This window comes from Desulfosporosinus lacus DSM 15449 (genome assembly GCF_900129935.1).
Taxonomy (GTDB): domain Bacteria; phylum Bacillota; class Desulfitobacteriia; order Desulfitobacteriales; family Desulfitobacteriaceae; genus Desulfosporosinus; species Desulfosporosinus lacus.
In genome coordinates this window covers 455,780-480,213 of sequence record NZ_FQXJ01000003.1, presented here as the reverse complement: position 1 = coordinate 480,213, position 24,434 = coordinate 455,780, and the positions used below count along the sequence as shown (strand labels likewise).

Here is a 24,434-nt window from a genome sequence, read left to right as displayed (position 1 = left end):
TCCAGCCCCCTATCTCGTGGTTCGATGTTCGAGATTCGTGGTTCGATTACTGAGTCCAATTCATCGATAATTACACGAATTTATCCTAGCTGTGTTGTAACTCCATCTAAAGAAAGATTCCTCTTATGAATTTTTACGAAGCTTCCGAGTGAGCAAATAGGCATCGACTAAAGCAATACGCTCTCCTATTGGTTTTAAACGAAAAAGTAACCGAATGAGCTCCTTCGCCAGTCGATCTGAATCGTGACGTACGACATTCCCCTCTTGGACTAAATTCGCTTCAAAATACTTCGCCCCTAAATGCTGAACCATTTTAGGATCAGTAACCACCGGAACAGCTTCTTCCTTACTGTAGCGTTTTAAAAGCGGAGCAGTAATTTCACCACGAGAGGCAAGCACTGCATCTACAAAGCCTGCACCACAGTGATCCAGAATCGCTTGCAGGTGATCGGAGACTTTATAGCCATCTGTTTCCCCTTTTTCTGTCATAACATTACATACATAAACACAGGGAGCGCTGGCTTCTCGAATCTTTTCTCTAAGCCCTAAGACCAATAAATTTGGCAAAACACTGGTATAGAGACTTCCTGGCCCTAAAACTATTAGATCTGCTTCTTCAATTGCCTGTATCGCTTCTGGTAAAGGGGTACAATCACTAGGCTCCAGATATACTCTCTTAATTTTACCCTCAGTGACTCGAATCGAAGTTTCCCCAACTACACGGGTTCCGTCTTCTAAATCTGCCATAAGGACTACTTGATCCAAGGTAGTAGGAAACACCTTGCCACGGAGTGCAAACACTTTGCTGACCTGTTCAATTCCCTTTTGAAAATCACCAAAGGTATCGGTTAATCCTGCTAAAAGTAAGTTCCCCAAACTATGTCCCTGGAGTGCTCCACTTTCAAAGCGATAAGAAAAGAGAGTATCCATGATTTCCTCTGTCTCAGCCAATGCGACCAGGCAATTGCGCACATCTCCGGGTGGTTGTATGCCCAATTCATCACGCAGTTTTCCAGAACTTCCCCCATCATCCGAAACTGTCACAATGGCAGTAAGATTACAGGTGTATTCCTTAAGACCACGCAAAAGGGCAGAAAGCCCTGTCCCTCCACCAACCACTACAATCTTCGGTCCCCTTTTCAAATGGTGGCGGGAATAGATCCTATCCACAATTCTCACTTCATTTTCCGGGAGCACAGAAGAAATAATCGAATAAAGCATGTGTTTAAAACCGATGATAATTGCAAAAATTCCAAGGGCGCTAATAATTGCGCCAGTTGGCACGGCAATATGCTTAGTACTACCCGTCAATTGGTAAATAACCTCTCGGAATTGCAACTCCGCATAGCCGATAGCCACCCCATCATTCATGACGGAAAATCCTGTTGCAAAAAGGAAGATTCCCAGAACGGCGAGGATAAACCACCTTTTTACTTTCAAATCGGGGTAAAGCCATTTTAGATATCGATAAAAGGGTTCGTATCTTTTTGGGTTCATCGCGTTATTCCACGCTTTTGGTTTTTTATAGCATCCCTGTGCTTAACAGTGATGGCATAATCACGTTCTATTAAAAAACTCCCTACTCTTTCTGCAATAGCAACGGAGCGATGTTGTCCACCCGTACAGCCAATCCCAATTACCAAATGAGTTTTTCCTTCTCTAATATAATTGGGGAGGATAAACTCCAATAAATTCAAATATTTTTCCATAAATTCCTGGGCCATTTGATTGCCAAAGACGTAGTCTCTGACCAATTCATGCTCCCCAGTTAGAGGACGTAATGATTCCACATAATAAGGGTTCGGGAGAAACCGTACATCCATAACCAAGTCTGCATCCATGGGCATTCCATATTTAAAACCAAAGGATATCACCGAAACAGCCATTTGGCCTAACCCCTGAGCTTTGCAAAAAAGCTCCGCTACTTGACTGCGAAGTTGCTGGGAACTCAAGTTGGAAGTATCTATAATGTTATCTGCTCGAATTCTAAGTTCTTCCAGTTGTTGCCGTTCAGCCTGAATTCCATCTAATACTCGCCCCTGAGGAGAGAGTGGGTGCCTGCGTCTTGATTCTTTATAACGACGAATTAAGGTTTCATCCGATGCATCTAGAAAGAGCACTTCCAGGCGGAAGCCTTCCTTCTCCAGATTGTTTAAAGCTTCACTGAGCGAGGAAAAGAATTCCCCACCTCGCAGATCACAAACAATAGCTGCTTTAGAAACCTTGCCTCTGGACTGAGCACAAAGCTCAGCAAATTTGACCAGAAAAGTAGGGGGTAAATTATCCACACAGAAAAAACCCTGGTCTTCAAGACTTTGCATTGCCTGAGTTCTTCCAGCTCCTGATAAGCCAGTAATAACAATAAGTTCTAATCCTTGTTTATTCATTTTTTCACCTCCTCTTATTATATTATGGCTGCCCCTTAACCGATAAAACTTTTCCAGCTTGCTCTTGGGCATTATTTAGCGCATCCTCAGGAGTGGCATTCCCGGCCAAGACATTACTCCATGCCTCATTTTGCAAGGGAATCAACTTCCACTCCTGTCCGTTCCCCTCCAAAACCCAGGCTTTGGTCAGAGCAATATTTGCCTGAGGAAAAACGCCTTTCTGAGCTTCTGGACGTCCATAATAACTCATATTAGCTGGAAGAAGACTTCCAGCAACCTGCATCGCTGCTTCAACTTCTGGTGAGAGCAATGCCTTTTCAACCGTTTGAATAGCATCCAGCATCGCTGGAGTGGTTTTAATTGCCGAATTAGCAATTCCTAACGTTGTCCCTATCAGCGCTTGCCCTTGTCCACCCAACAAATCGGAAAGAGGCATGCTTCCCCACGGGACATTTAATTGCGTCAACTGCTTTGCGGTACTGGCTCCTGCGATAACATAGGGTGTTTGACCATTAGCAAATGCGGTCAGAGCGGCCGGATCAATACGAAGGACATTCGTACTCCGCCAAGTTAAGATTTGTTGAAGAAACGCCAAATTGTTTGGATCATTTAAACTAATATTTCCGGCATTCATGAACCGCCCACCCTGCCCATTCCACCATGCTGAAAGTGTGGCGGTATCTGGAGAGGCAATAGAAATCCCATTGACTGAGAACAGCTCCGCCAGACTGGCAGGCACTGAAGCAGTGTCCGTTCTAAAATAGAGCAAAGGAATATCCGTCATCCAAGGAAGTGCATACTCCACCTCTCCAAATCGAAAGGCGGTTAATGTTGCAGGAAATGCCTCTTTATCGTTATGTGCGGCAGGCGTCAATGCTCCTTGCCCATAAAGCTCATGGATAATTTCTCTTGAAGCTATAAAAATCTCCGGGCCTTCCCCGCCTGCTTCTGCTTGGTAGGAAAAGGCGGCAAAGTTCTGAGCCGGCACATAGTTAAGTTTAACGATAACCTCAGGATTTGTCTTTACAATCGTTTGAACCTGACCCTCTAAGGCATCCGCCTCTGCCCCTTGCAGAGAATGCCAGATGTCCACAACCGAGGGGGCCGGTCCCCCTGGTTGTCCCGTCTGAGGGGCAGACGAACACCCGGTGACAAGAATGAAACTGACTAGTATATAGAAAACTTGGCTGACGCCAAGCCGCCAGGCACTGTCCATGACTCGAACTGCACTCCATTCATGATTCTTCATATCGGTATGCCTTCACTTTCCCCTGTTGATAGTGAAAAAGATACCAACAAGGTCTGTTGGATTCTTGTAGTAAATCCGACGTAAAATATGCAATCGCTGTATTGCGATTCCACTGCCGCCGGTCCATTTTTTTTACCTCTGGAATTATCATCTCCCAATAAGCATCCTTGCGGATCTTATCCTGCATTGTCTTCCACTGATCTGTTCTCTTCTCCAGCTCCAGGCTGTTTTCATCTTGTAAATAGTCAGGGATGATATTCGGACGTTCCCACATGTAATAATCAAACCTCAAGGCGTCACGGATTATATTCCATGGTATGATGTCCATCCCTTCCCTTTTTTCGGCATCCTGTACGTCTTGGAGAAATTCCCACAGTTTATCAAAGAGGGCTTTGCCTTGCCACTGGCGGGAAAACCAATCCTTCTTGTGCCAAAGCTCTGCAAACTTATGATAAAAATCAAAGGGGGTCGGAAAGAGTTTGAGGACATGTCGTAAGGCGTGCTCAAACTTCCCTGAATTATAATATTTATCCAAAATACTTTCCATGTGTTGCAATTGAAGTATTTCACTATGTGATAAGTCCTTAGTCTCTAAAATCGTATAGGGTGGGTCAGGTACGAACAAGAGTCCATAGCGACTGCTTTGCAGACGCAAACCAGATCCTTTAAGGACTTTGAGAAAGCCTAGCTGAAGCATATCCGGATCTGTCTCATATACCTCATTAAATGATGTCCGAAAGTTTAGCCAGTTTTCCTCAGGTAATCCAGCGATCAGGTCTAAGTGAAGCGGTATTCCAAAGCACCGCATTTCAGCTATATATTTCTTCCACTCTTTAAACCTTTGTGGACGTGAAACTATCTTCAGAGTTGGCTGGTGTGTAGATTGTACTCCTATTTCTAATTGAACTAATCCCCGTGGATAATTTCTGAAGTAGTCCATCCATTCCGCATCTAATAAATCGCCTGCCATTTCGCAGTGAACTCGAATCGACTTGGCATCAGAGTGTAACTCACTTTCCTCTCGTACAATGTCTAAAATTCCAAGAGCATGCCGTTTATTGGCATTGAAGGTTCGGTCCACAAACTTTATGGTTCGGGCACCATTTTTCAACAACTGACGGAACATCTTTCGAAACCTCTCAGGCTCCAAAAAACGGACTCCTTGAAAAGTAGAGGATAAGCAATACTGACAGTTAAAAGGGCATCCCCTAGTCGTCTCAACATAGACCAACCGTCCTGTGAAGTCTTCGTCCTCAGTATAAGGAAACGGCAGATCGTTCATGCTAAGAGGGCTGACTGGAGCGGGATTAAGCATAATTTTCCCGTTCTTTGTCCAAGCAATGCCTTGGACATGAGAGGGATCATGTCCATCCTGCCACGCCTTTAACAGCTCTAAAATGGTTTTTTCCCCTTCACCAATAACAAGAGCATCTACTTCAGGATGCTCCAGAAGAAACTCCTCAGACTCGAAGGATACTTCCGGACCCCCTAAAACAAATCGAGTATTCGGACAGACCGGGTGAAGCTGTCTAATCACCTCCACGGTCTCTTTCAGGTTCCAAATATAACATGAAAAACCAACGACATCGGCCTTGGCTTCATAAATCTCCCCTGCAATCCGATCCAGGTGATCATTAATGCTAAATTCTTTAAGCAAAACATCCGGGTATAACGTACGAACTCCCTCTCGCAAATAGCGAAGGGCTAAATTCGTATGGATATATTTCGCATTGAGGGCAACCAGAAGAATACGCAAAATCGCAACCCCCTTCGCCTTAAGTATAGCGGTTTAACGCTCCCAATGCAATTGTTATGCCAGATTGATAAGGCATAGGGAGCCATCAATAACGTCTTCAGAATGATTACTTATTCTGGAATACACGGTGAATTGTCCAATTATTTAGAATTGGGATACACACGCTGGTACATTTCCGATCTTAATTCAATCCAGCCCAGAATCTTACTATTTTTCCGCCTCAATATCCAAAACAGAATTTGGACAATCCCGACAAGGGTGGTGAAATGAGAACGAAAAAGGTGCCTATCAATAAATTGATACAGGCACCTTTTTCGTTCTCTTTATTGGCAAGCCGCAACTGCTAATTTCAGCTGTTAAATCCGCCTGGAAAAAGAATTGGAGCAACTTTCGGCGTAATCTTTCCGAAGGAGTATCCTTGTTCTTTTAAGAAATGAACAATCAATGGGAGCGCCTCAATGGTTGTAGTTTTGCTTTTTGAATCATGCATTAAAATGATGACTCTTGTTTTGCCAGGCACTTGGGCCTCAATATTTTTGACAAGTTGCTCGGTTAAAACAAGCGGTGCCGCCGCATCCCCACTGCTGACATTCCAATCATAAACCAAGTAATCTTCAGCATCTAATGTGTTGTAATAGTTTACATTGAAATGCCCCTGAGTACCTCCAGGTGCCCTTACCATTCGGGGGCGGATTCCAATAACCTTAAAAATGACTTCTTCAGCTTGTTTAATCTCTGCTAAAAAAGTCTCCGGACTATGATAAACCGAACTGTAATCGTGTGAATAGCTGTGGTTTCCAATCCCGTGGCCCTGTACATATTCATCTTTCAGAAGTTCCGGATAACGCTCAGCCTGTCGCCCCAAAACAAAAAATGTTGCTTTAACACCTTCTTCTCGAAGAATTTCAAGAAGGTGAGGCGTCGTTTCCGGATAAGGACCATCATCAAATGTAAGGTAAGCAATTTTTTCAGGCTCTGCAGCAAACTCTCTCTTCCGCATGGCAAGTCCTGGTGCACTCGGCGGAGTTCCGTCTAAACTATAAAATGGATGGATTGGAGTATCGAGAGGCGATTTTTCAGGCAAAGGAATGACGGGTTTTGCTTCAACCTTTTGATTGGGAACCGGCTCAGCAATTGGTTCAGGACGGGATTCTGTCTTTGGCGCTTCTTGTGTATCTTGAGTTTTGGGGATAGAATTATCGTCCTCTTCACTAACTATGTCTGGCTGGGCGGATTTAATCGTTCCTGAGGAGGTAAGGGATGCTTTGGGCAACTTATCTGATTGACATCCGCCTAGATATATACTCGTTAGAAGTATCAAAACTGCTAACGCTGCATTCCACATTCGGCAATCTTTTGTCCACATTAAGTCTGTCCCACTTTCACGAGGTTCGATTTGGGTATTTTTGGCACTAACTTAATTAGGTGGAGTTTTTAATCTCCACCTAATTAAGTTTTTTGAACTTTATTTTTCTTTGATTTAAACTCGAAATAGTAATATCTTAATAACTAACTCGTAAACGTTTTCCTTTTAAAAAAACACATCCATATCAATATCTTCAAGTGTTTGGCAGCCAGTCAGAACCATAGCCTGTTTCAATTCATTCGTCATTCTCCTTATCGCTAAGGCAACTCCTTCTGCGCCTCCACCGTAACCAGCGATAATAAGGGGTCTCCCAATCATAACAGCATCTGCCCCTAAAGCTAACATCTTCAAAACATCAACTCCCGTACGGACTCCACCGTCAACAATCACCGGGATGCGTCCATCTACAGCCGCAGCGATTTCCGGCAAGACCTCCGCCGTTCCTGGAGTGTAATCAAGTACTCTTCCACCGTGGTTTGAAACGACAATTGCGGCAGCACCAACTTCAACAGCTATTTCGGCTTCCTCAACTGTCATGATTCCTTTAATAATGAAGGGTAATGACGTATTGTCAATGATCGTTTTCAGATCTTCCTTGGTTTTTGGGCTGACAGGGATGGAAACTAAGCCTGCTGCATCTACATCCATACCCACTGCAAGAACTCCTGCTTCTTCTGCCAGACGCAGATAATCAAATACTTCCGGCAATTCCCGCGGCTTCATAAACGGAATACCTAAACCCTGGGCTTTCGCAACCACACCAAGACCTGCCTTATACATTGCGGGGTCAGGCGCATCCCCTGTAGATCCCATGGCCCCCGAAGTTAGGCAACCCTGAATCATAGCCTCAGCCCATTCTTCTTCATTCAAAGCCCCACCCATATTGAAGTTATTACCGGTAATCGGAGCACCGAAGATTGGGGTTTTTAATTCTTGACCAAAAAGTTTGATCTGTGTATTGGGCTTTTTAACACCGTGCAAAGTCCTCAAATTAATGCGATAGGCTGCTAACGCTTCGACATTGTTTTTAAACGATGTCCCTGTGCCCATCCCCCCCATACCAGGAACTTCTCCTACACAAGCCTTACCATTACACTCTGGACAGACTCGACAAAAACCCTTAAGCTTTTCCCGTGCAGTTTGGCGAACTGTTTGGATGTTCATTTTTTTAGTTTCACTCATTTTTTGGCCTCCACTCAAAATTGATTATAAAAAACTAAATACAAACCAGTACTTTATAGAATGCTTATTTCTCATTTGCGATAACTAAGGTTCATGCTAAATCTTACATCCGATACTTATTTCCATTGCAAATGTTATCCTAGCAAAACATATTGTTCGATAGCCTCTGCCACTCCGTCTTCCTCATTTGTGAGTGTCACAATATCTGCCTGTTGCTTTATTTCTTTGCGGGCATTTCCCATGGCTACTCCAACCCCGGCATATTGAATCATCTCTAAATCGTTAAAACTATCCCCTATTGCCATTACTTCTTGTCGGGATATTCCCAAGCGCTCTGCCAAAGCAGCCAGAGCTACGCCTTTATTTACAGTGCCCTCTATTATCTCCAAAAAATGGGGTTTTGATTTTGTAATATGCACTTTTTTTCCATAGCGTTGATTTAACAGAGGGGCCAATTGATCTAGGTCAGACTCTTCCCCGATCACGAGAATTTTCTCAACCCCTTCCGGTTCTTGGGCAAGAATGCCTGGAAGGTCGGCTTCTTCGATGTGAACACTTGCGATCCGCGCATATTCCTCGGACCATTCATTAAGTGTCTGGGCGATAACGCGATCCTTGAGATAGATCTGCGCATAATTCCCCCTTCTCCCTACATCTTGAACAATCTCAGATGCTAAAGCGCTGGGAATTGGGTGCCGAAATAGTATATCTCCACTGACAGCCTGCTGGATCATCGCCCCATGATACGTAATCACAGGAACATCCAGCCCCAGCTGCTTTGCATAAGGACGTGTTGAGATAGGCATACGTCCTGTGGCAATCGTCACTTTTACTCCCTGCATCTGGGCCTTCTGTATTGCTTTTACCACTCGAGGTGAAATTGTGCAATCATCTCTAAGCAATGTATCATCGAGATCCATGGCTACTAAACGAATCGTCAATTTTTTCTCACTCCTCTATCCAAGTCACAAGTACGAGGCTCGATGTTAAAATCGTTGTTTAGACTTTCGGCCAAACTTGTCGAGGTCGTGCTTCTGGTTAGCTCCAATCTATTGATGCCTCTTTATGAATTAGCAAATAGTTTTATCTATTGAGACTTTAGGTTAAATAGCGTTTTAAATACTGTCCGGTATAGGATGCCGGGAAAGACGAAACTTCCTCGGGCTTCCCAGCGATCAGCACTTCTCCGCCCCGATTTCCTCCCTCTGGACCCAGGTCAATCAGCCAGTCTGCAGTTTTGATAACATCCAGATTATGCTCAATGACAAGTACTGTATCTCCCCCGTCCACTAAGCGGTGAAGAACATGGAGGAGTTTATCAATATCTGCCGTGTGTAGGCCTGTTGTCGGTTCATCAAGAATATAGATTGTTCTCCCCGTACTGCGTCGGCTTAATTCAGTAGCAAGCTTAATGCGTTGGGCTTCTCCTCCAGATAAGGTGGTTGCAGGTTGCCCCAGGCGAATATAGCCGAGCCCCACGTCTTGGAGTGTCTGGAGTTTTCGAGCAATCTTCTGGACTACTTGGAAAAACTCCACCGCTTCATCAACTGTCATATCGAGAACTTGCGCAATGGTTTTACCTTTATACCGCACCTCCAAGGTCTCCCGGTTATAGCGTTTTCCCTCGCAGACTTCACAGGGAACATAGACATCAGGCAGGAAATGCATCTCAATCTTAATGATTCCATCTCCACGGCAAGCCTCGCAACGGCCCCCCTTAACGTTAAAGCTAAACCGACCTTGTTTGTACCCTCGCATCTTTGCTTCTGGAGTTATCGAGAAAAGCTCACGAATAAAATCGAAAACACCGGTATAGGTAGCAGGGTTTGAACGGGGCGTCCGACCGATTGGAGACTGGTCAATATCAACGACCTTTTCCAGATGCTCCAAACCTTTTAGTTGATCGTGTGCTCCTGGGCGAACCCGAGCTCGACTAAGTCTGGATGCTAATCCCTTATAGATAATCTCATTGACCAAAGTGCTTTTACCCGAGCCCGAGACTCCAGTCACACATGTAAACAAGCCCAAGGGAATACACGCATGGACGTTCTTCAGGTTGTTCTCTCGAGCACCTATCACCTCTAGCCACTTTCCGTTCGGTTGACGTCGCTCCACCGGCACGCTGATTTGCTTGGCACCACTCAAATACTGCCCGGTCATCGATTCTTTATTGGCCTTGATTTCCTCAATAGGGCCTTCAGCCACTACTCTCCCGCCATGGGCCCCAGCTCCGGGACCGATATCGATTATATGATCTGCGGCAACCATTGTATCTTCATCATGCTCGACCACAATCAAGGTATTTCCGAGATCACGCAACCGTTTAAGGGTCTCCAACAATCTGGCATTATCCCTTTGGTGGAGGCCGATGCTCGGTTCATCTAAAACATAAAGCACACCCATTAAACTTGACCCAATCTGAGTCGCCAAGCGAATCCGTTGTGCTTCTCCACCGGAAAGCGAACCAGCCGCACGGGACATGGTCAGGTAATCCAGTCCTACATTCATTAAGAAACCCAGTCTTTCCTTGATTTCTTTCAAAATCTGGTGGGCAATGGTCTCCTCTTTGGGGGTGAGATCGAGAGTATTTACAAAGTTAATCGCTTCGGTAATTGAAAGACGAGACAAATCGTCAATTGAGATCCCGCCTACCTTCACCGCTAACGCTTCTGGTTTCAGTCGCTTCCCTTGGCACTCTGGGCAAGGGTTTTCGCTCATATACCCTTCAATTTCAGCGCGTACCATATCCGAGGTCGACTCGCGATAACGACGCCCAAATAAGGGAACCAGCCCTTCAAAAGTGGTGTTGTAGGTTTTCAATTGATCAAAAATATTTTGATACTGAAAGGTTATGGGAGTATCCGTCCCATAGAGCAACCCCTTCCATTGCTCTTCACTCAAGTCTTTTAAAGGGGTATCTATCCCAAATTTGAGGTTTTGGGCTACGGCCTCCATCATTTTTGGGTAATAACTTGAACTTGATTTTGCCCAAGGCGCTATTGCACCTGTTGCCAGCGACAGGGAACGATTGGGAATGAGCAGGTCAATATCAACGACAAGGTTTGCTCCTAGCCCGGTGCACGCTGGGCAGGCTCCATAGGGACTGTTAAAAGAAAAAAGACGTGGTGAAATTTCCTCGAGAGCAATCCCGCAATCCGGACAGGCAAAGTTTTCACTGAAACGTAACTCTTCGCCCTCAATGATGTCTGCAATGACGTTTCCCTCTCCCAGTTTAAGAGCTGTTTCTAGAGAATCTGCCAGACGTTCAGCACTTTCGGGTTTTAATGAAATGCGATCGATCACAACTTCAATAGAATGCTTTTTGTTTTTTGCCAGTTCAATTTCTTCACTGAGGTCCCTAGCCTCCCCGTCCACTCTTACCCGAACATACCCTGCCTTTCGAGCGTCTTCTAAGACCTTATGGTGTTCCCCTTTTTTTCCTTTTACGAGTGGGGCTAGGATTTGCACTCTTGTCCGTTCTGGGAGATTCATCAGCAGATCCACCATTTGTTGGACCGTCTGCTGGGAAATAGCTCGGCCACACTTTGGGCAATGCGGATGCCCGATCCGGGCATACAACAAGCGGAGGTAATCAGAGACTTCTGTTGCAGTTCCCACCGTCGAGCGGGGGTTACGGTTAGTCGTCTTCTGGTCAATGGAAATCGCAGGAGAAAGCCCTTCGATGGAATCTACATCAGGCTTGTCCATCTGCCCCAAGAACTGTCGTGCATAGGCAGAAAGGGATTCTACATACCGCCTTTGTCCCTCGGCATAAATTGTATCAAAGGCTAGGGAAGATTTTCCCGAGCCTGACAGCCCTGTGATTACTACAAGTTTATTGCGTGGAATATCGATATCGATGTTTTTCAAATTATGAGCGCGTGCACCACGCACGCGTAGGTAGTCTTGGGTCATGGTTTTCCTCCTAAGTGATGAGTTGGGAAGAGACATTTGATGTTCGCCCAAACAAACTTTCGATTCAAATCGAACATATACGAACTTATTATAAAGTATCCAATATCATTATACAACCGTTCCGATTCAAATTTACCGATAAACAACGCACTGTCCTCTCGCTTCGCTCTTCCTATTTCTTACTTTTTCGAGAAGGCCCCTTTTTCTGTGCTTTATGGTCATAGCGAGTATTTCTTTTGCTCCCGCCTTGTTGACTCGTCATTTTATATTTGTTTTCTTCCCCTTTTAAATCTATCATAGCATCTCGAATTTCAGCTGCCCGCTCAAAATCTAAGTCTCTTGCCGCTAGTCTCATTTCAGCTTCCAGGCTCTTAATAAGTTGTGCCAGCTCGTCAGGAGGAAGCTTTGTCCCATAAGCCTTTTTGAGTTCCGCGACTTTCATTGCCTCTGGAGCATCATGAACTGCCTTGCGTATGGTTTGAGGAGTAATTCCCGACTTTTCGTTCCAGGCCATTTGAATCTCACGGCGTCGGTTCGTTTCATCCAAGGCGTTCTGCATCGAGCGGGTAATTTTATCTCCATACATAATAACTTTACCTTCAGCGTTACGGGCTGCACGACCTATGGTTTGAATGAGTGAGCGATCCGATCTAAGAAACCCTTCTTTGTCCGCGTCGAGAATTGCCACGAGGGAAACTTCCGGCAAGTCCAGGCCTTCCCGTAAAAGGTTAATGCCAACGACTACGTCAATCTCGCCTAAGCGAAGTTCTCGAAGAATTTCCACTCGTTCGAGGGTCTTAATATCTGAATGCAGATACTTCACCTTGATTTCTAAATTTATAAAGTAATCCGTCAGATCCTCTGCCATTCTTTTTGTCAAGGTTGTCACGAGGACTCGTTCATCTTTCGCAATCCGTCTTCTCATTTCTCCTAGCAAATCATCGATCTGACCTTTGGTAGGACGGACGATAACCTCTGGATCCAATAACCCGGTGGGGCGAATAATTTGCTCTGTAACCGTCGGGCAATGTGCTAATTCATAGGGTCCGGGTGTTGCACTGACATAGACACTTTGCTTGATCCTTCGTTCAAACTCGGCAAAGGTCAGTGGTCGGTTATCCAGAGCAGAAGGCAGACGAAAGCCGTAGTTTACCAAGGTAGTCTTACGTGATCGGTCTCCTTCATACATTCCTCTCACCTGTGGAAGGGAAACGTGAGACTCATCCACAAAAAGGAGAAAGTCATCTGGAAAGTAATCTAGCAAGGTGTAAGGAGTCTCTCCTGGCTCACGAAATGTTAAGTGACGAGAATAATTTTCAATTCCATTACAAAATCCCATTTCTCTAAGCATTTCCAGATCATAGCGAGTTCGTTGCTCAAGGCGTTGTGCTTCGAGAAGCTTATTTTCGGAATTTAATAAATCCAGTCGCTCTTCCAGCTCTATTTCAATATTTTCTGCTGCCTGCATAACTTTTTCTTGGGCAGTTACATAGTGTGAGTTCGGAAAAATTGAAACATGATGCCGCTCACCCAAAATCTCCCCAGTCAGCATATTAATTTCATAGATGTGCTCAATTTCATCCCCAAACATATCTACACGAATCACTTGTTCACTAGAGGAGGCCGGATAGATTTCTACAATATCTCCACGCACACGGAAAGTTCCCCGAGTAAACGCTATATCGTTACGGTCGTATTGAATCGCAATCAGCTTGCGTAAAATTTCATTACGATCGATCACTTGCCCCTGTCGCAGGGAAAGGACAAGATCACGGTAATCTTCTGGTGAACCCAAACCATAAATACACGAGACACTGGCCACTACAACCACGTCGCGGCGTTCCAACAAAGAAGCGGTTGCCGAGTGACGCAGTTTCTCAATCTCTTCATTTATCGAAGCATCTTTTTCAATAAATGTATCACTCGAAGGCACATAAGCCTCTGGTTGGTAATAATCATAGTAACTCACAAAGTACTCCACGGCATTCTCCGGAAAATACTCCTTAAATTCACTGTAAAGTTGGGCTGCCAGGGTTTTGTTATGCGCCAATATCAGGGTTGGTCTTTGAACTTTCATAATGATATTGGCCATAGTGAAGGTCTTCCCCGATCCCGTGACCCCCAGCAACGTCTGGTGGTTCAAGCCTTCATTCAGACCTGCAGCCAGCGCATCGATAGCCTGGGGTTGGTCTCCGCCAGGTTGGTATGGGGCATGTATACGAAATTCCATGCGCCACTCTTCCTTTCGATTATATAATAAGTTGCTCTACTCTGTATTTTACATCTACCCTGGTGCTTATACAAATCGAAGCACAAGAATAATTACCCTGCAATGTTTGTTTACAACACAATATATATTTTGGTTGAATTTCCAAGAATTTTAGTTTCTTGAGCTTTTGTCCGATAACAAAGAGACAGGATGTAATTTTACCAAACAACATATCTGTCTCCTTATTTTGTACTTCGTTTTTACTTTTCCTCTTTTTTCGAATCATCCTTCGCCTGATCTCCCTGAGCTTTTTCAGCATCTTTTGGTTGTTCTGCTTGTTGCTTTAACATCTCTGGCGGAACTGTTTTCACCTGTTCATTAACGGTTTTTTCTGTGCCCATTACCTTCCCTTCAGCATCAAGATAATCTCGTGTTGTTTCCGTTTTTATTCGTTCTGTAACTTTCTCAACGCCTGGAGGAACAGGATTTTGCTTATCACCGGACTGCCCGTCTTCTTTCTTATCGGCTGCTTGATCTTTCTCTTGATCTTTTCCTTGGTCCTTCCCTTGATCCTTTTCTTCCTTCCCTTTGGACTCCGCTTGCTCTTTTTGCTTTTTATCTTTTTCCGCAGTTTGCATAGTTGTAGTATAACTTTTTTGAATGACCGCTAAATTAGATGGAGTTACTGCCTTCACTGCTATAACTTTAGCAGGTATTTCCCCTTGCTCGCTGGTAATTGAATTATTTACTTCTAGAGGTTCTTTCTTAATGATTTTCTGTGCCCATTGATAGGCATTGGCACCCTGTAGATAAGGAGAGGTATCAATATCTCCGAATTGAGAACCCTTAGCCATCCTCTCCAAGGATGAGACACTAGCTTGTCCACCAATCAAACTAATTTTTTTGTCTAACTGAGTTTGTTTGAGAACTTCGCTCGCCTGTACCGCCAAGCTTTCATTATGGGCTAAAATTCCTTGCACATTATCAGGGTTCTTTTGAAGAAAGTCGACTAGGCCTGTCCTTGCTACCGATTCAGATCCTTTGGGGCTTGAAATGGTATGTATGGTAATCTTAGGATACTTGCTAAGAATAGCCTTATTTCCTGCTAAAAGTCCTTGGGACCCACTTTCGTTAGGATCTCCTTGCAGTATAACCAATTGACCCTCAGTAACTTTTCCCAATAAAGTCTGAGCCATAAGCTCTCCGGCTTTTTCCTGATCAGGGATAATTATACCTTCAGGTTTTATTCCTGATGGAAGTTGGGTTAAAGCTAAAATTGGAATTTCTTCAGATTGAGATTCTTGTAAAATGCTCGCATCTCCTCCTTGATAAATTAGGATCTTAGCATCTTTTAAAGGAGACTCTTCTTTTGATTCACTATTTATATACTTTACCTTTACATCTTCTTTCTTGGCCAGATCTTCGATTCCTTTTGAAATAAGCAGTTTGTTAGGGTCTTGCTCATTCAATGAAACTGCTATAATTGGTTCACTTTCCTTTTTTGCAGAAGTTTTATTTTTATTTTTCCCTAAAAGATCTTGTAGACTGCAGCCAGTTATGGTTAAACTAAGACATACGGCAATTAAGACAACCAAGAATCGCAATCTTTTTGACATATTACGCACTCCTTTCGGGGTTCTCAAGCAATTCTTTAAATTAGTTTCCCCTAGTCGTCATAAAAAATCCCTGTGAAAAACTTCCTTTGAATATCTGCAAAAATTAAGGAGGGCCTATAGTTGACTATTAAATTGGAACATGTCTTAAAGCGTGTACAAGCTCTTCCGCCCCTGCCCACATCTGCTTTGCGCGTTATTGCCTTAACCAAAAACCCTGCGACAACCGTTAAAGAGCTAGAAACTGTTATCGGCCAAGACCCTTCACTCACAGCTGGTATCTTGCGACAAGCCAATTCTGCGTATTATGGGTACGCCAGACGAATCTCCTCTCTTCAGGAAGCCATCGTCATGCTTGGTTTTCAGGTGACACAAGGGCTAGCAATGGCTTCCGCAGTTGCCCCTCTATTGAAAAATAACCTTATAGGTTACGAGATTGAGCAAGAGGGCCTTTGGAAGCATTCTATGCTTACCGCTATGACAGCGAAACGTCTTTGTCAATATCATAAACTCCCTTTTGGGGATGTTGCCTTTACTGCAGGCTTGCTTCATGATATCGGAAAACTGGTTATCTCTATTTATGTACAGGAAGTGGGGCCTTTTCTTGTCGAGAAAGTAAAAGAGGTAAAACTATCCTATTCCGAACTTGAGGAAAAAGTCATAGGGTATAATCATGCAACTGTTGGTGGGTTCTTGGCCAGGACTTGGTTTTTGCCGGAAGATCTGGTGTCTGCAATTTCCTATCATCATTCTCCGTCACAAGCGCCAAGCTACCCCGAACTCGCCTGCGTAATTCATGTCGCTAACGGGCTTGCAAGTTTACTCGGTATTGGCGGCGGTGTGGACAGTTTATTAAATCCGATACAACAGGAAGCGCTCGATAAACTATCTCTTAAAGAGTCCGACCTTGAGCTTTTGATGGCAGATCTTGGGGAATTCCTTATAGACCCAACCCTATTCAGCTAATGTAATTATTCTAAATTAACTTTGGTATTTAAATCACACAAAATCTGGTTCAATATGGTTTCACGACAACCGTCTACTTGATCAAAATTAACCGCCTCCATGTAGATAGCTTTAAGTTGTGCCCTATTCATTTGCCAAGATGCTAAGGTCTCTATTAACGTTTTGCTTAAAGGACGTTCTAATCCTTGGTCATGCAAATTTTCCGGATTACCTTGCCAGATTGCTAAACGCCTCTCTGGAAAGACTATCCCGATGACTTCATCTGGATTGAGAGGGTGCAAGACGATTTCAATTAATTGCCCTAATTGTTGAGCCTCACGAAGCACCCAATCTAAGGCATCTAGAGTTTCGTCTCCTTCCAACCGAATCTGATCAAAATCCGTCAAGAAATGGGGGGACAGATTAAGCCATCCTTCCGCAGTTAAGCCGTGCAGGAAAAACGGATTTACAACACTTTTTTGCAGTAGTTTAAGAGCATTTTCCGCTAGTGGCCAAGGACCTGTATTCTCTTTTTTAACTTTCAGCTGAGCTGAGTTCCCAAGAATCCAAGAAATGTTCCCTTTATCTAATGGAGGCTTTGTCGTCCTGGACCCTATTAACGACCCTAGTTCAGAAGCTAGCTCTTCTTCCAAAGTCATTTGCAGTTCTTGCAGCCGTTTTTCAATCTCAATTATTGAAGACCTTTGCTTCTCCAACTTCACTTCATCACAGAACAGACTGAAATCAGTGAATTTCTCAACAACACCCGGGGCTTGCCAACGAAGTGGAGAAACCTCCATAGCATCTAACATCCCTAACCCCATCCGAGGCATAATAAACCCTGCCATCGAATCCGGATCCCGTACCGACCGTAGAAAATCGATGTCATATCCTCGATCCAACAATTCTAAACCAACAATCTTTATCAACGTTGATTTACCGGTCCCAGGGCCACCTAACAAGATATAGGCACGTTTCCAACTTGGCATCATATTTGGCAATAAAGATATGTAACCCCTGGTGGTCAGTCCCTCGGCAAAGTAATGTCGCACCCCAGTCTTATTTCTCATGCTTCTTACCCCCGTCGTTTTTTTCGGTCAGCGTAGTCTATGCAAGAAGGGGTAGGAAGGCCACTAAAACGTGGTTCGAATAGGAATAATTAAAGGCACGCTCGATTTTATGAGCGTGCCTTTGCAATCACTATTTTATTTCCTTGGGTTAAAACAAAGTGAAGGATATGTTGATTCTTTTATGCCCTTATTTAAGTTTCCCTTGCAGTGTTTGCAACGCTTTCTGAAGTTGAGCATCAAAGTTAGTGTCTTGAGGGGTGATGGTAGCTTGTTGTCCTTTCCCTAATTCTACCACAACATCTGGTTCGATTCCCTTCTTATGAATATCCAACTTATTAGGCGTTAAGTATTTTGCAGTCGTTAGTTTGACGCTGGTTCCTCCGTCCAAAGGGAAGATTGTTTGAACAATCCCTTTTCCAAAGGTTTTTACTCCCACCAAACTTGCCGTTTCTTTATCCTTAATCGCGCCTGCAACGATTTCAGCTGCTGAAGCACTTTCTTCATTCACAAGGACCACCATTGGCATCCCCAGATATGTACCTGTTGACATCTTAGTATCAACGTTCTCTTGCTTATCTACTATATAAACAACTGGACCTTCTGGAATGAAGTAGCTGGCAACTTGTACCGCAGCATTGAGCTCGCCGCCATGGTTATACCTCAAATCCAGAATAAGTCCTTTGAATTTAGTAATGTTCATGGTATTAAAAGTTTCCTTAAGTTCTGTCCCTGTATCTGAGCCAAACTGAGTTATGCTGACATAGGCAATATCAGGGTTCCCAGGCAATGCTTGCCCATCAACGGTTGGAACAGTTATGTTTTCCCTCGTTAGACTCACAGTAAAGGTCTTATTACTACTCTCTCGATATAGAGCTATATCCACTTTTGTTCCGGGCTCTCCCCGCATCAACCCCACCGCTTTATCCTGCTCCATACCTAAAGTATCCGCATCATTAATCTTACTGATAACATCACCCGATTGAATTCCAGCCCTGCTTGCCGGGGAATTTTTGATCGGACGCAGTACTACGAGCTTTTTAGGATCCTTGAGACTCAGGACAATCCCTATCCCGCCAAATTTTCCTTCAAGCATTTGAAACAGTTCTTGGTTCTCCTGAGCATTCATGTACGTTGAATACGGGTCTCCTAAGATTTCTACGATACCTTTAGTTGCGCCTTCTACAAGCTGAACAGTCGAAACATTTTCTAAGTAATCATTTCGAATAAGTTGTACTACATGCACTAGCCGTCCTACGTTATTGACATTGGCAATTACTACCCCGCTCACTAACGTGGTTACCAATACAGAAAAAACCAGGAAGATGACTCCGATGTTTTTGGCTATTCGTTTCATGTTCCACTCTTGCAATCCAGTAAACCCCTTCCCTTTCTTGCACTAGTCAGAAAGAATAACTTTCTGAATATCCCTTTTTGCCATCCATGGCGTCGCTCTAACCTCGAACACCAGGTTCGAGGTTAGACCAGCGCATTTAGTGCAACTAGGCAATCGCTGACCAAGGATGGCGAAAAAGTGACGCCTTTCAAGGCTTAGCACCAGCCAAGTTTTCTTTAGACTTGCTCTATTATATGCTTATCCTTGCGTAGAAATACTGCTTATCCATTAGTTAGGGAAATACTGTAAAGGATCAGTAGGATTTCCACCTACCCTAACTTCAAAATGCAAGTGTGCTCCTGTACTCCACCCTGTTGAGCCGACAGCCCCAATGACTTGATTGGCTTCAACGGATTGCCCTTCGCTGACATCCAAGCGCGACTGATGCCCGTAGAGCGTGGATATGCCACTGCCGTGGTCAATAATTGTCATATTTCCATAGGCCGTGTTCCAACCCGCCATTATAACTACCCCTGCTCCTGCAGCATGAAGTTTAGTCCCCGTTGGAGCGCCAACATCCGTTCCGGTATGCATACTTCGTTTTTTCGTGATGGGATGAGTCCTCCAGCCGAAGGGGCTGGTTATCTCATAATAGCCTGGTACCGGCCAAGTGGAAATTGTTCCATTGCCTGCCTGAGATCCTTTTCCTGCCTGTGTTGCCTGCAATTTACGAATTTTCTCCGTCAATGCCTTTGACTCGGCTTCCAATCGGTCAATTTCATCAAAAGCAGCTTGCTGGGCTTTCTGATTCTGTTCTAAAGCATTACTTTGCAGGGATTTTTTCTTCTCAAGGTCTGCAGTGACTAACGCAGCTTCTTTTTCGAGCTTTGCGGCTTGATCCCTTTTAGCCTGTAAGTCGCTCTTTTTCTTGGCTATTTGTGCTTTCTGGGATTCAATATCCGCAAGCAGTTGACGATCATTGTCCACTAACTTAGAAAAATACTCCATTCGCGTAATGAAATCACTGAGATCTGTAGACTGAAAGAGAAGTTCCAAATGGCTAATCTGACCACTTTCATAAATTCCCCGTGCACGTTTTCCCAGTGCTATACGTCGGTCATCAAGTTCTTTTTGTTTTTGATCCAATTCCTTTTGTGCAGCGGTAACTTGGGTTTGCGCTTGCACATAGGCAACCTTATTTTGATTCAAAGCGGTCTGAGCCGCAGCAACTTGGGTTTCTAATTGAGCCAGTTGAGTCTTCATCTTTTCCGATGTATAGGTAAGCTTGTTTAGTTGTCCACGAGCTTGATCCTTTTGATTTTGAATATCATTTTTCTGTTGAATACTTTCCCCCAGTTGATCAGCCCGGGTAGGCAATGCCGACGTCCCAAGCAAAAGAAGACTAACTAGCACAGTTGGTATGGCTTTCTTCCCAAACAAACAACCCCACCGTCCTTAAATAAAACTTTATCATAGAAATACTTAGTGACATTTGCACTTCAATATGCCCAAGCAACGGCACAGTACGTGCCTAGTGTCGAATGTACTGCATATGTATACTGGAGTTGTCTACTCAAACAAGGATGTTTGATATTAGAACACCCAGCCTATATGGCAAGGTTTCATGATGGTGAAAGGGCAAGACGAGCAATGAAACTTTACATGTAGACGACAGTGTCCTGCTGACACTGTCGCTGAATGTGCATGCCCCACAGAGTAAGACACTTCCGATCCCTATGCGCGCAGGAATTTCTGCAAAGAAAATAAACTTCCCAGGGCTCCCATCACCATGCCCCCGAGTAATAGGCCTATAGAAACCTGACGAAAGAGAACTTCATTTTGAACCACTGGCAAAAAAGTCAGTGTTGATTGAACATACACTGTAATCCAATTATAGCCAAGTCCAACAATGACAGCTGCAAATGTCCCTCCAACCAGGCCTAAGGCTAACCCTTCAATAAGAAAAGGCCAACGAATAAAACTATTACTGGCGCCAACTAATTTCATAATCTGAATTTCCCGACGACGAGAAAAGACATTCATTTTAACATTAATAGAAATTAGCACAACAGCTGCGATGCCGAAGGCGGCGACTACACCAAAGCCAATCCATCTCAACCATTGTGTGAATTTAAGAAGCTGATCCACAAAGTCCTGTCCATAACGTACTTTGTATAACCCTGGGTTGCTCTCCAACGAGCTAGCCAAAGCTTTAACGTTCTGTGGATCGGTAGCTTTGACTGTCAACTTGTCTGGAAAAGGATTGGTTCCTCCTACATCAGAAACAATATTACCTTGTGATCCACCTATTGTTCTGCCAAATTCTTCTAGAGCCTGTTCCTTTGTTACCAAGGTCACTGACTCTACTCCCGGCATCTGTTCAATCTGGCTTTTCAAGTCCTGTACTTCTTCTGGCGTGTATTCAATTTGCACAAATGCCCCAATCTCTAACTCAGATTCAAAGGATTTAGCCATATTAGCGGCATTAGCTAAGAAAAAAATCGAGTAACCCAAGATCACTAGAGAAACCATAACCGTTACGACGGATGCCAGGCTAAGCCACGGATTTCGTTTCATAGAGTTAATCGTCTCTCTGAAAATATAACCAGAGGAATTAAGCATCGTAGCCATATCCCCCTTTTTCTTCATCACGCGCTACTCGACCATTTTCTATAGCAATGACACGCTTTTGCATCTTATTTACAATAGCCCTGGCGTGAGTAGCCATCACAATGGTCGTGCCACGTTTATTGATATCATAAAGTAACTCCATAATATCCCATGCAGTATCTGGGTCGAGATTGCCGGTTGGTTCATCTGCCACCAATAGTGCAGGATTATTAATAATGGCCCGGGCTACGCAGACCCGCTGTTGTTCGCCGCCAGACAGTTCATGGGGGTATGCTGTCTCCTTTGCCTTAAGCCCAACAAGTTCTAATGTCGCCAGGGTACGGTTTCTAACCTCACGCTTGGCAACTCCGATTACTTCAAGTGCAAATGCGACATTTTCAAAAACCGTTTTGTTCGGCAATAGCTTGAAATCTTGAAAAATCACCCCGATATTACGCCTTAGATAAGGCACTTCCCGGTCTTTCATTCTAACTAAATTCTTGCTGTTGATCTGAACCTGCCCACGGGTCGGAGTCTCTTCACGATATAATAACTTGATTAACGTGGATTTACCGGCCCCACTAGGACCTACCAGAAAAACAAAGTTCCCTTTGCCAATTTTTAGATTGACATCGACAAGGGCTCTGGCACCATTTGGATAAATCTTGGACACATTTGTTAACTGAATCATACAGTCCTCCTTGATTTTGTACGCAGCGCCCCTTTTTTCTCTATAACTCTTATTTTATTCGACACCAGCCGTGGATTTCCTGTCTCTAATTCCAAAACATTCTTATGTTTTGGAATTAGTCAGTAACCGCTTGAAACACGATAATACTAATCAAAGGAACTCACTTAAGTGACTGCAGCTCCGCCTAAGTGAGTTCTTGGGGCTTACGTCGCTTATCGACCCTATTCGAGGGTTATTGTCGGTTATCCATCGGTAGAACATAAAAAGAGACCAGCACTTCAGTATGCTGGTCCCATTAAAAAATCAGATCGACTTTAGAAAATAGGTTTTGCCTTAAATTACTTTTGCTTTTTTGCAAGAACCTCATGAACAGCTTTGATCAACGCCGCTTTAGTCAAACCGTACTTTTCGAGAAGTTCCACGGGTTTCCCTGATTCCCCAAAGGTGTCTTTTAGTCCGACGCGAACTATAGGCGTAGGTTGCCTTTCAGCAAGCACTTCTGAGATCGCGCTTCCCAACCCGCCGATAATGTTGTGTTCCTCTGCTGTCACAACAGCTTTAGTGGTTTTAGCAACACGTACAATCGTGTCTTCATCTAACGGCTTTACAGAAGCAACGTTAACCACACTCACCTTAATCCCCTCGGCGGCTAGATCAGAGGCCGCTTCCAGGGCCATAGAGACCATAATGCCATTAGCCATGATGGCAACATCTGTTCCTTCTTTAAGGACATTTGCCTTCCCAATTTCAAAATGATAATCCTCGTCAAAAAGCAGGGGAACATCCAGACGACCCATCCTTATGTAAACAGGTCCGTAATATTTAGCAGAGGCTAAAATCACTTGGCGTGTTTCCTCTCCATCAGCAGGAACTAAAACAACCATATTGGGAACAGCGCGCATGATCGCCACGTCTTCGATGGCCTGATGGGATCCGCCGTCCTCCCCAACCGTAATTCCTGAATGTGTAGCTGCAATTTTTACATTTAGCTTCGGATAAGCAATAGAATTGCGAATCTGTTCAAATGCCCGTCCAACTGCAAAAATTGCAAAGGTGCTGGCAAATGGGATCTTACCAGCTGCAGCTAAGCCGGCAGCCGTTCCCAGCAGGTTTGACTCAGCAATCCCCATATTAAAAAAACGTTCTGGATATTTTTTACCAAAGTCAGCAGTCTTAGTCGACTTTGATAAATCCGCATCTAAAACAACGACGTTTGGATTTTCCGCCCCTAAAATCAGGAGAGCTTTACCATATGCTTCACGTGTCGCTTGTTTATCAGCCAAGGTTCGCCGCCTCCTCCCGCAGTTCTTTGAGGGCCTGTTCGCCTTGCTCAACTGAAGGCGCATTACCATGCCAACCTGCTTGGTCTTCCATAAAGGAAACCCCTTTACCTTTCACTGTCTTGGCAATGATCATAGTTGGCTTTCCTTTGACCGTTTTTGCCTCAGCAAAGGCTGCTAGCAACGCATCAATATCATGCCCGTCAACTTCAATCACGTGCCAGCAAAATGCCTGCCACTTCTCTAAAAGCGGAGCCGAACACATGACACTGTCAGTTTTGCCATCGATCTGCAACCCGTTATAATCTATGATAGCTGTAACATTATCCAGTTTGTAATGGGCAGAAGCCATCGCTGCTTCCCAAACCTGTCCCTCTGCCATCTCACCATCGCCTAATAAAGCATACACTCGATAATCCTTGCCATCCAACTTTCCTGCGAGGGCCATTCCATTGGCTGCTGAAAGTCCTTGCCCTAAGGAGCCTGTAGACATATCCACACCGGGAGTCTTTTTCATATCAGGATGTCCCTGTAACATATGCCCTGTTTGACGAAGCCCCTTTAACTCTTCCTTGGAAAAATAGCCTTTCTCCGCCAAAGCAGAATACAGCACCGGAGCTGCATGCCCTTTAGAAAGGACAAAACGGTCTCGATCCGCCCACTTTGGATCCTTGGGATTAATTCGCATTTCGTTGAAGAATAACGTTGCCACGATATCCGCAGCGGATAGGCTTCCGCCAGGATGCCCAGATTTCGCAGTAACAAGCATGGATATAATGTCTTGCCGAATAACATTTGCAACTCGCTTTAATTCAATTGTGGTCACTC

The 24,434-nt window shown here is 44.3% G+C and carries 18 protein-coding genes; 1 reads left to right on the top strand and 17 read right to left on the bottom strand.

Annotated features, from left to right (window positions below; all coding sequences use genetic code 11):
* Positions 1-123: 123 nt before the first annotated feature.
* The 10 genes from BUB11_RS02435 to BUB11_RS02385 form a co-directional block, all read right to left on the bottom strand.
* Positions 124-1,497 (bottom strand): gluconeogenesis factor YvcK family protein, encoded by a 1,374-nt coding sequence (locus BUB11_RS02435; RefSeq protein ID WP_073027587.1) that lies wholly within the window; start codon positions 1,495-1,497, stop codon positions 124-126.
* Positions 1,494-2,387 (bottom strand): RNase adapter RapZ, encoded by an 894-nt coding sequence (rapZ, locus tag BUB11_RS02430; protein ID WP_073027586.1) that lies wholly within the window; start codon positions 2,385-2,387, stop codon positions 1,494-1,496. Before rapZ ends, BUB11_RS02435 begins: the two co-directional genes overlap by 4 nt.
* Positions 2,388-2,409: 22 nt before the next feature.
* Positions 2,410-3,636 (bottom strand): type 2 periplasmic-binding domain-containing protein, encoded by a 1,227-nt coding sequence (locus tag BUB11_RS02425; protein WP_084110127.1) that lies wholly within the window; start codon positions 3,634-3,636, stop codon positions 2,410-2,412.
* Complete coding sequence (locus BUB11_RS02420; RefSeq protein WP_073027585.1) at positions 3,623-5,392, bottom strand: B12-binding domain-containing radical SAM protein; 1,770 nt, start codon at positions 5,390-5,392, stop codon at positions 3,623-3,625. Before BUB11_RS02420 ends, BUB11_RS02425 begins: the two co-directional genes overlap by 14 nt.
* A 349-nt stretch (positions 5,393-5,741) precedes the next feature.
* A complete protein-coding gene (locus BUB11_RS02415) occupies positions 5,742-6,758 on the bottom strand; it encodes a polysaccharide deacetylase family protein (RefSeq protein ID WP_073027584.1) in 1,017 nt (338 codons plus the stop codon).
* A 165-nt stretch (positions 6,759-6,923) separates the two neighbouring features.
* Complete coding sequence (locus BUB11_RS02410) at positions 6,924-7,922, bottom strand: alpha-hydroxy-acid oxidizing protein (protein ID WP_073028183.1); 999 nt, start codon at positions 7,920-7,922, stop codon at positions 6,924-6,926.
* A gap of 152 nt (positions 7,923-8,074) precedes the next feature.
* Entirely contained in the window at positions 8,075-8,881 is an 807-nt protein-coding gene (locus BUB11_RS02405) for a Cof-type HAD-IIB family hydrolase (RefSeq protein WP_073027583.1), read from the bottom strand.
* 157 nt (positions 8,882-9,038) lie between these two features.
* Positions 9,039-11,855, bottom strand: coding sequence for an excinuclease ABC subunit UvrA (gene uvrA, locus BUB11_RS02400; protein ID WP_073027582.1), 2,817 nt, complete (start codon positions 11,853-11,855; stop codon positions 9,039-9,041).
* 172 nt (positions 11,856-12,027) lie between these two features.
* Positions 12,028-14,085 carry an excinuclease ABC subunit UvrB gene (gene uvrB / locus BUB11_RS02395; RefSeq protein ID WP_073027581.1) on the bottom strand — a complete coding sequence of 686 codons (2,058 nt, stop codon included), beginning with the start codon at positions 14,083-14,085 and terminating at the stop codon, positions 12,028-12,030.
* A gap of 239 nt (positions 14,086-14,324) precedes the next feature.
* On the bottom strand, positions 14,325-15,680 hold the full coding sequence (locus BUB11_RS02385) for a sugar ABC transporter substrate-binding protein (RefSeq protein ID WP_073027579.1): 1,356 nt from the start codon (positions 15,678-15,680) through the stop codon (positions 14,325-14,327).
* Positions 15,681-15,800: 120 nt separating this feature from the next.
* On the opposite strand from BUB11_RS02385, the gene BUB11_RS02380 reads away from it, so the two are divergent.
* Positions 15,801-16,643, top strand: a complete 843-nt coding sequence (locus BUB11_RS02380) for an HDOD domain-containing protein (protein ID WP_073027578.1) — start codon at positions 15,801-15,803, stop codon at positions 16,641-16,643.
* Positions 16,644-16,648: 5 nt separating this feature from the next.
* Here the strand turns inward: BUB11_RS02380 and BUB11_RS02375 are convergent, their stop codons facing one another.
* From BUB11_RS02375 to BUB11_RS02345, 7 genes are all read right to left on the bottom strand, one after another.
* On the bottom strand, positions 16,649-17,692 hold the full coding sequence (locus tag BUB11_RS02375; protein WP_073027576.1) for a hypothetical protein: 1,044 nt from the start codon (positions 17,690-17,692) through the stop codon (positions 16,649-16,651).
* A 187-nt stretch (positions 17,693-17,879) separates the two neighbouring features.
* Positions 17,880-19,061 (bottom strand): S41 family peptidase, encoded by a 1,182-nt coding sequence (locus BUB11_RS02370; RefSeq protein WP_242947422.1) that lies wholly within the window; start codon positions 19,059-19,061, stop codon positions 17,880-17,882.
* A gap of 252 nt (positions 19,062-19,313) precedes the next feature.
* Positions 19,314-20,465 carry a murein hydrolase activator EnvC family protein gene (locus tag BUB11_RS02365; protein WP_073027575.1) on the bottom strand — a complete coding sequence of 384 codons (1,152 nt, stop codon included), beginning with the start codon at positions 20,463-20,465 and terminating at the stop codon, positions 19,314-19,316.
* Between the two features lie 294 nt (positions 20,466-20,759).
* Positions 20,760-21,647 (bottom strand): permease-like cell division protein FtsX, encoded by an 888-nt coding sequence (ftsX, locus tag BUB11_RS02360; RefSeq protein WP_073027573.1) that lies wholly within the window; start codon positions 21,645-21,647, stop codon positions 20,760-20,762.
* The gene (gene ftsE, locus BUB11_RS02355; RefSeq protein WP_073027571.1) at positions 21,640-22,326 is read right to left on the bottom strand and encodes a cell division ATP-binding protein FtsE; all 687 of its coding nucleotides are present in this window, start codon (positions 22,324-22,326) and stop codon (positions 21,640-21,642) included. The genes ftsX and ftsE overlap by 8 nt, the downstream gene beginning before the upstream one ends.
* Before the next feature lie 338 nt (positions 22,327-22,664).
* Positions 22,665-23,609, bottom strand: a complete 945-nt coding sequence (locus BUB11_RS02350) for a transketolase family protein (protein WP_073027570.1) — start codon at positions 23,607-23,609, stop codon at positions 22,665-22,667.
* The gene (locus BUB11_RS02345; RefSeq protein ID WP_073027568.1) at positions 23,602-24,432 is read right to left on the bottom strand and encodes a transketolase; all 831 of its coding nucleotides are present in this window, start codon (positions 24,430-24,432) and stop codon (positions 23,602-23,604) included. The genes BUB11_RS02350 and BUB11_RS02345 overlap by 8 nt, the downstream gene beginning before the upstream one ends.
* Positions 24,433-24,434 lie beyond the last annotated feature (2 nt).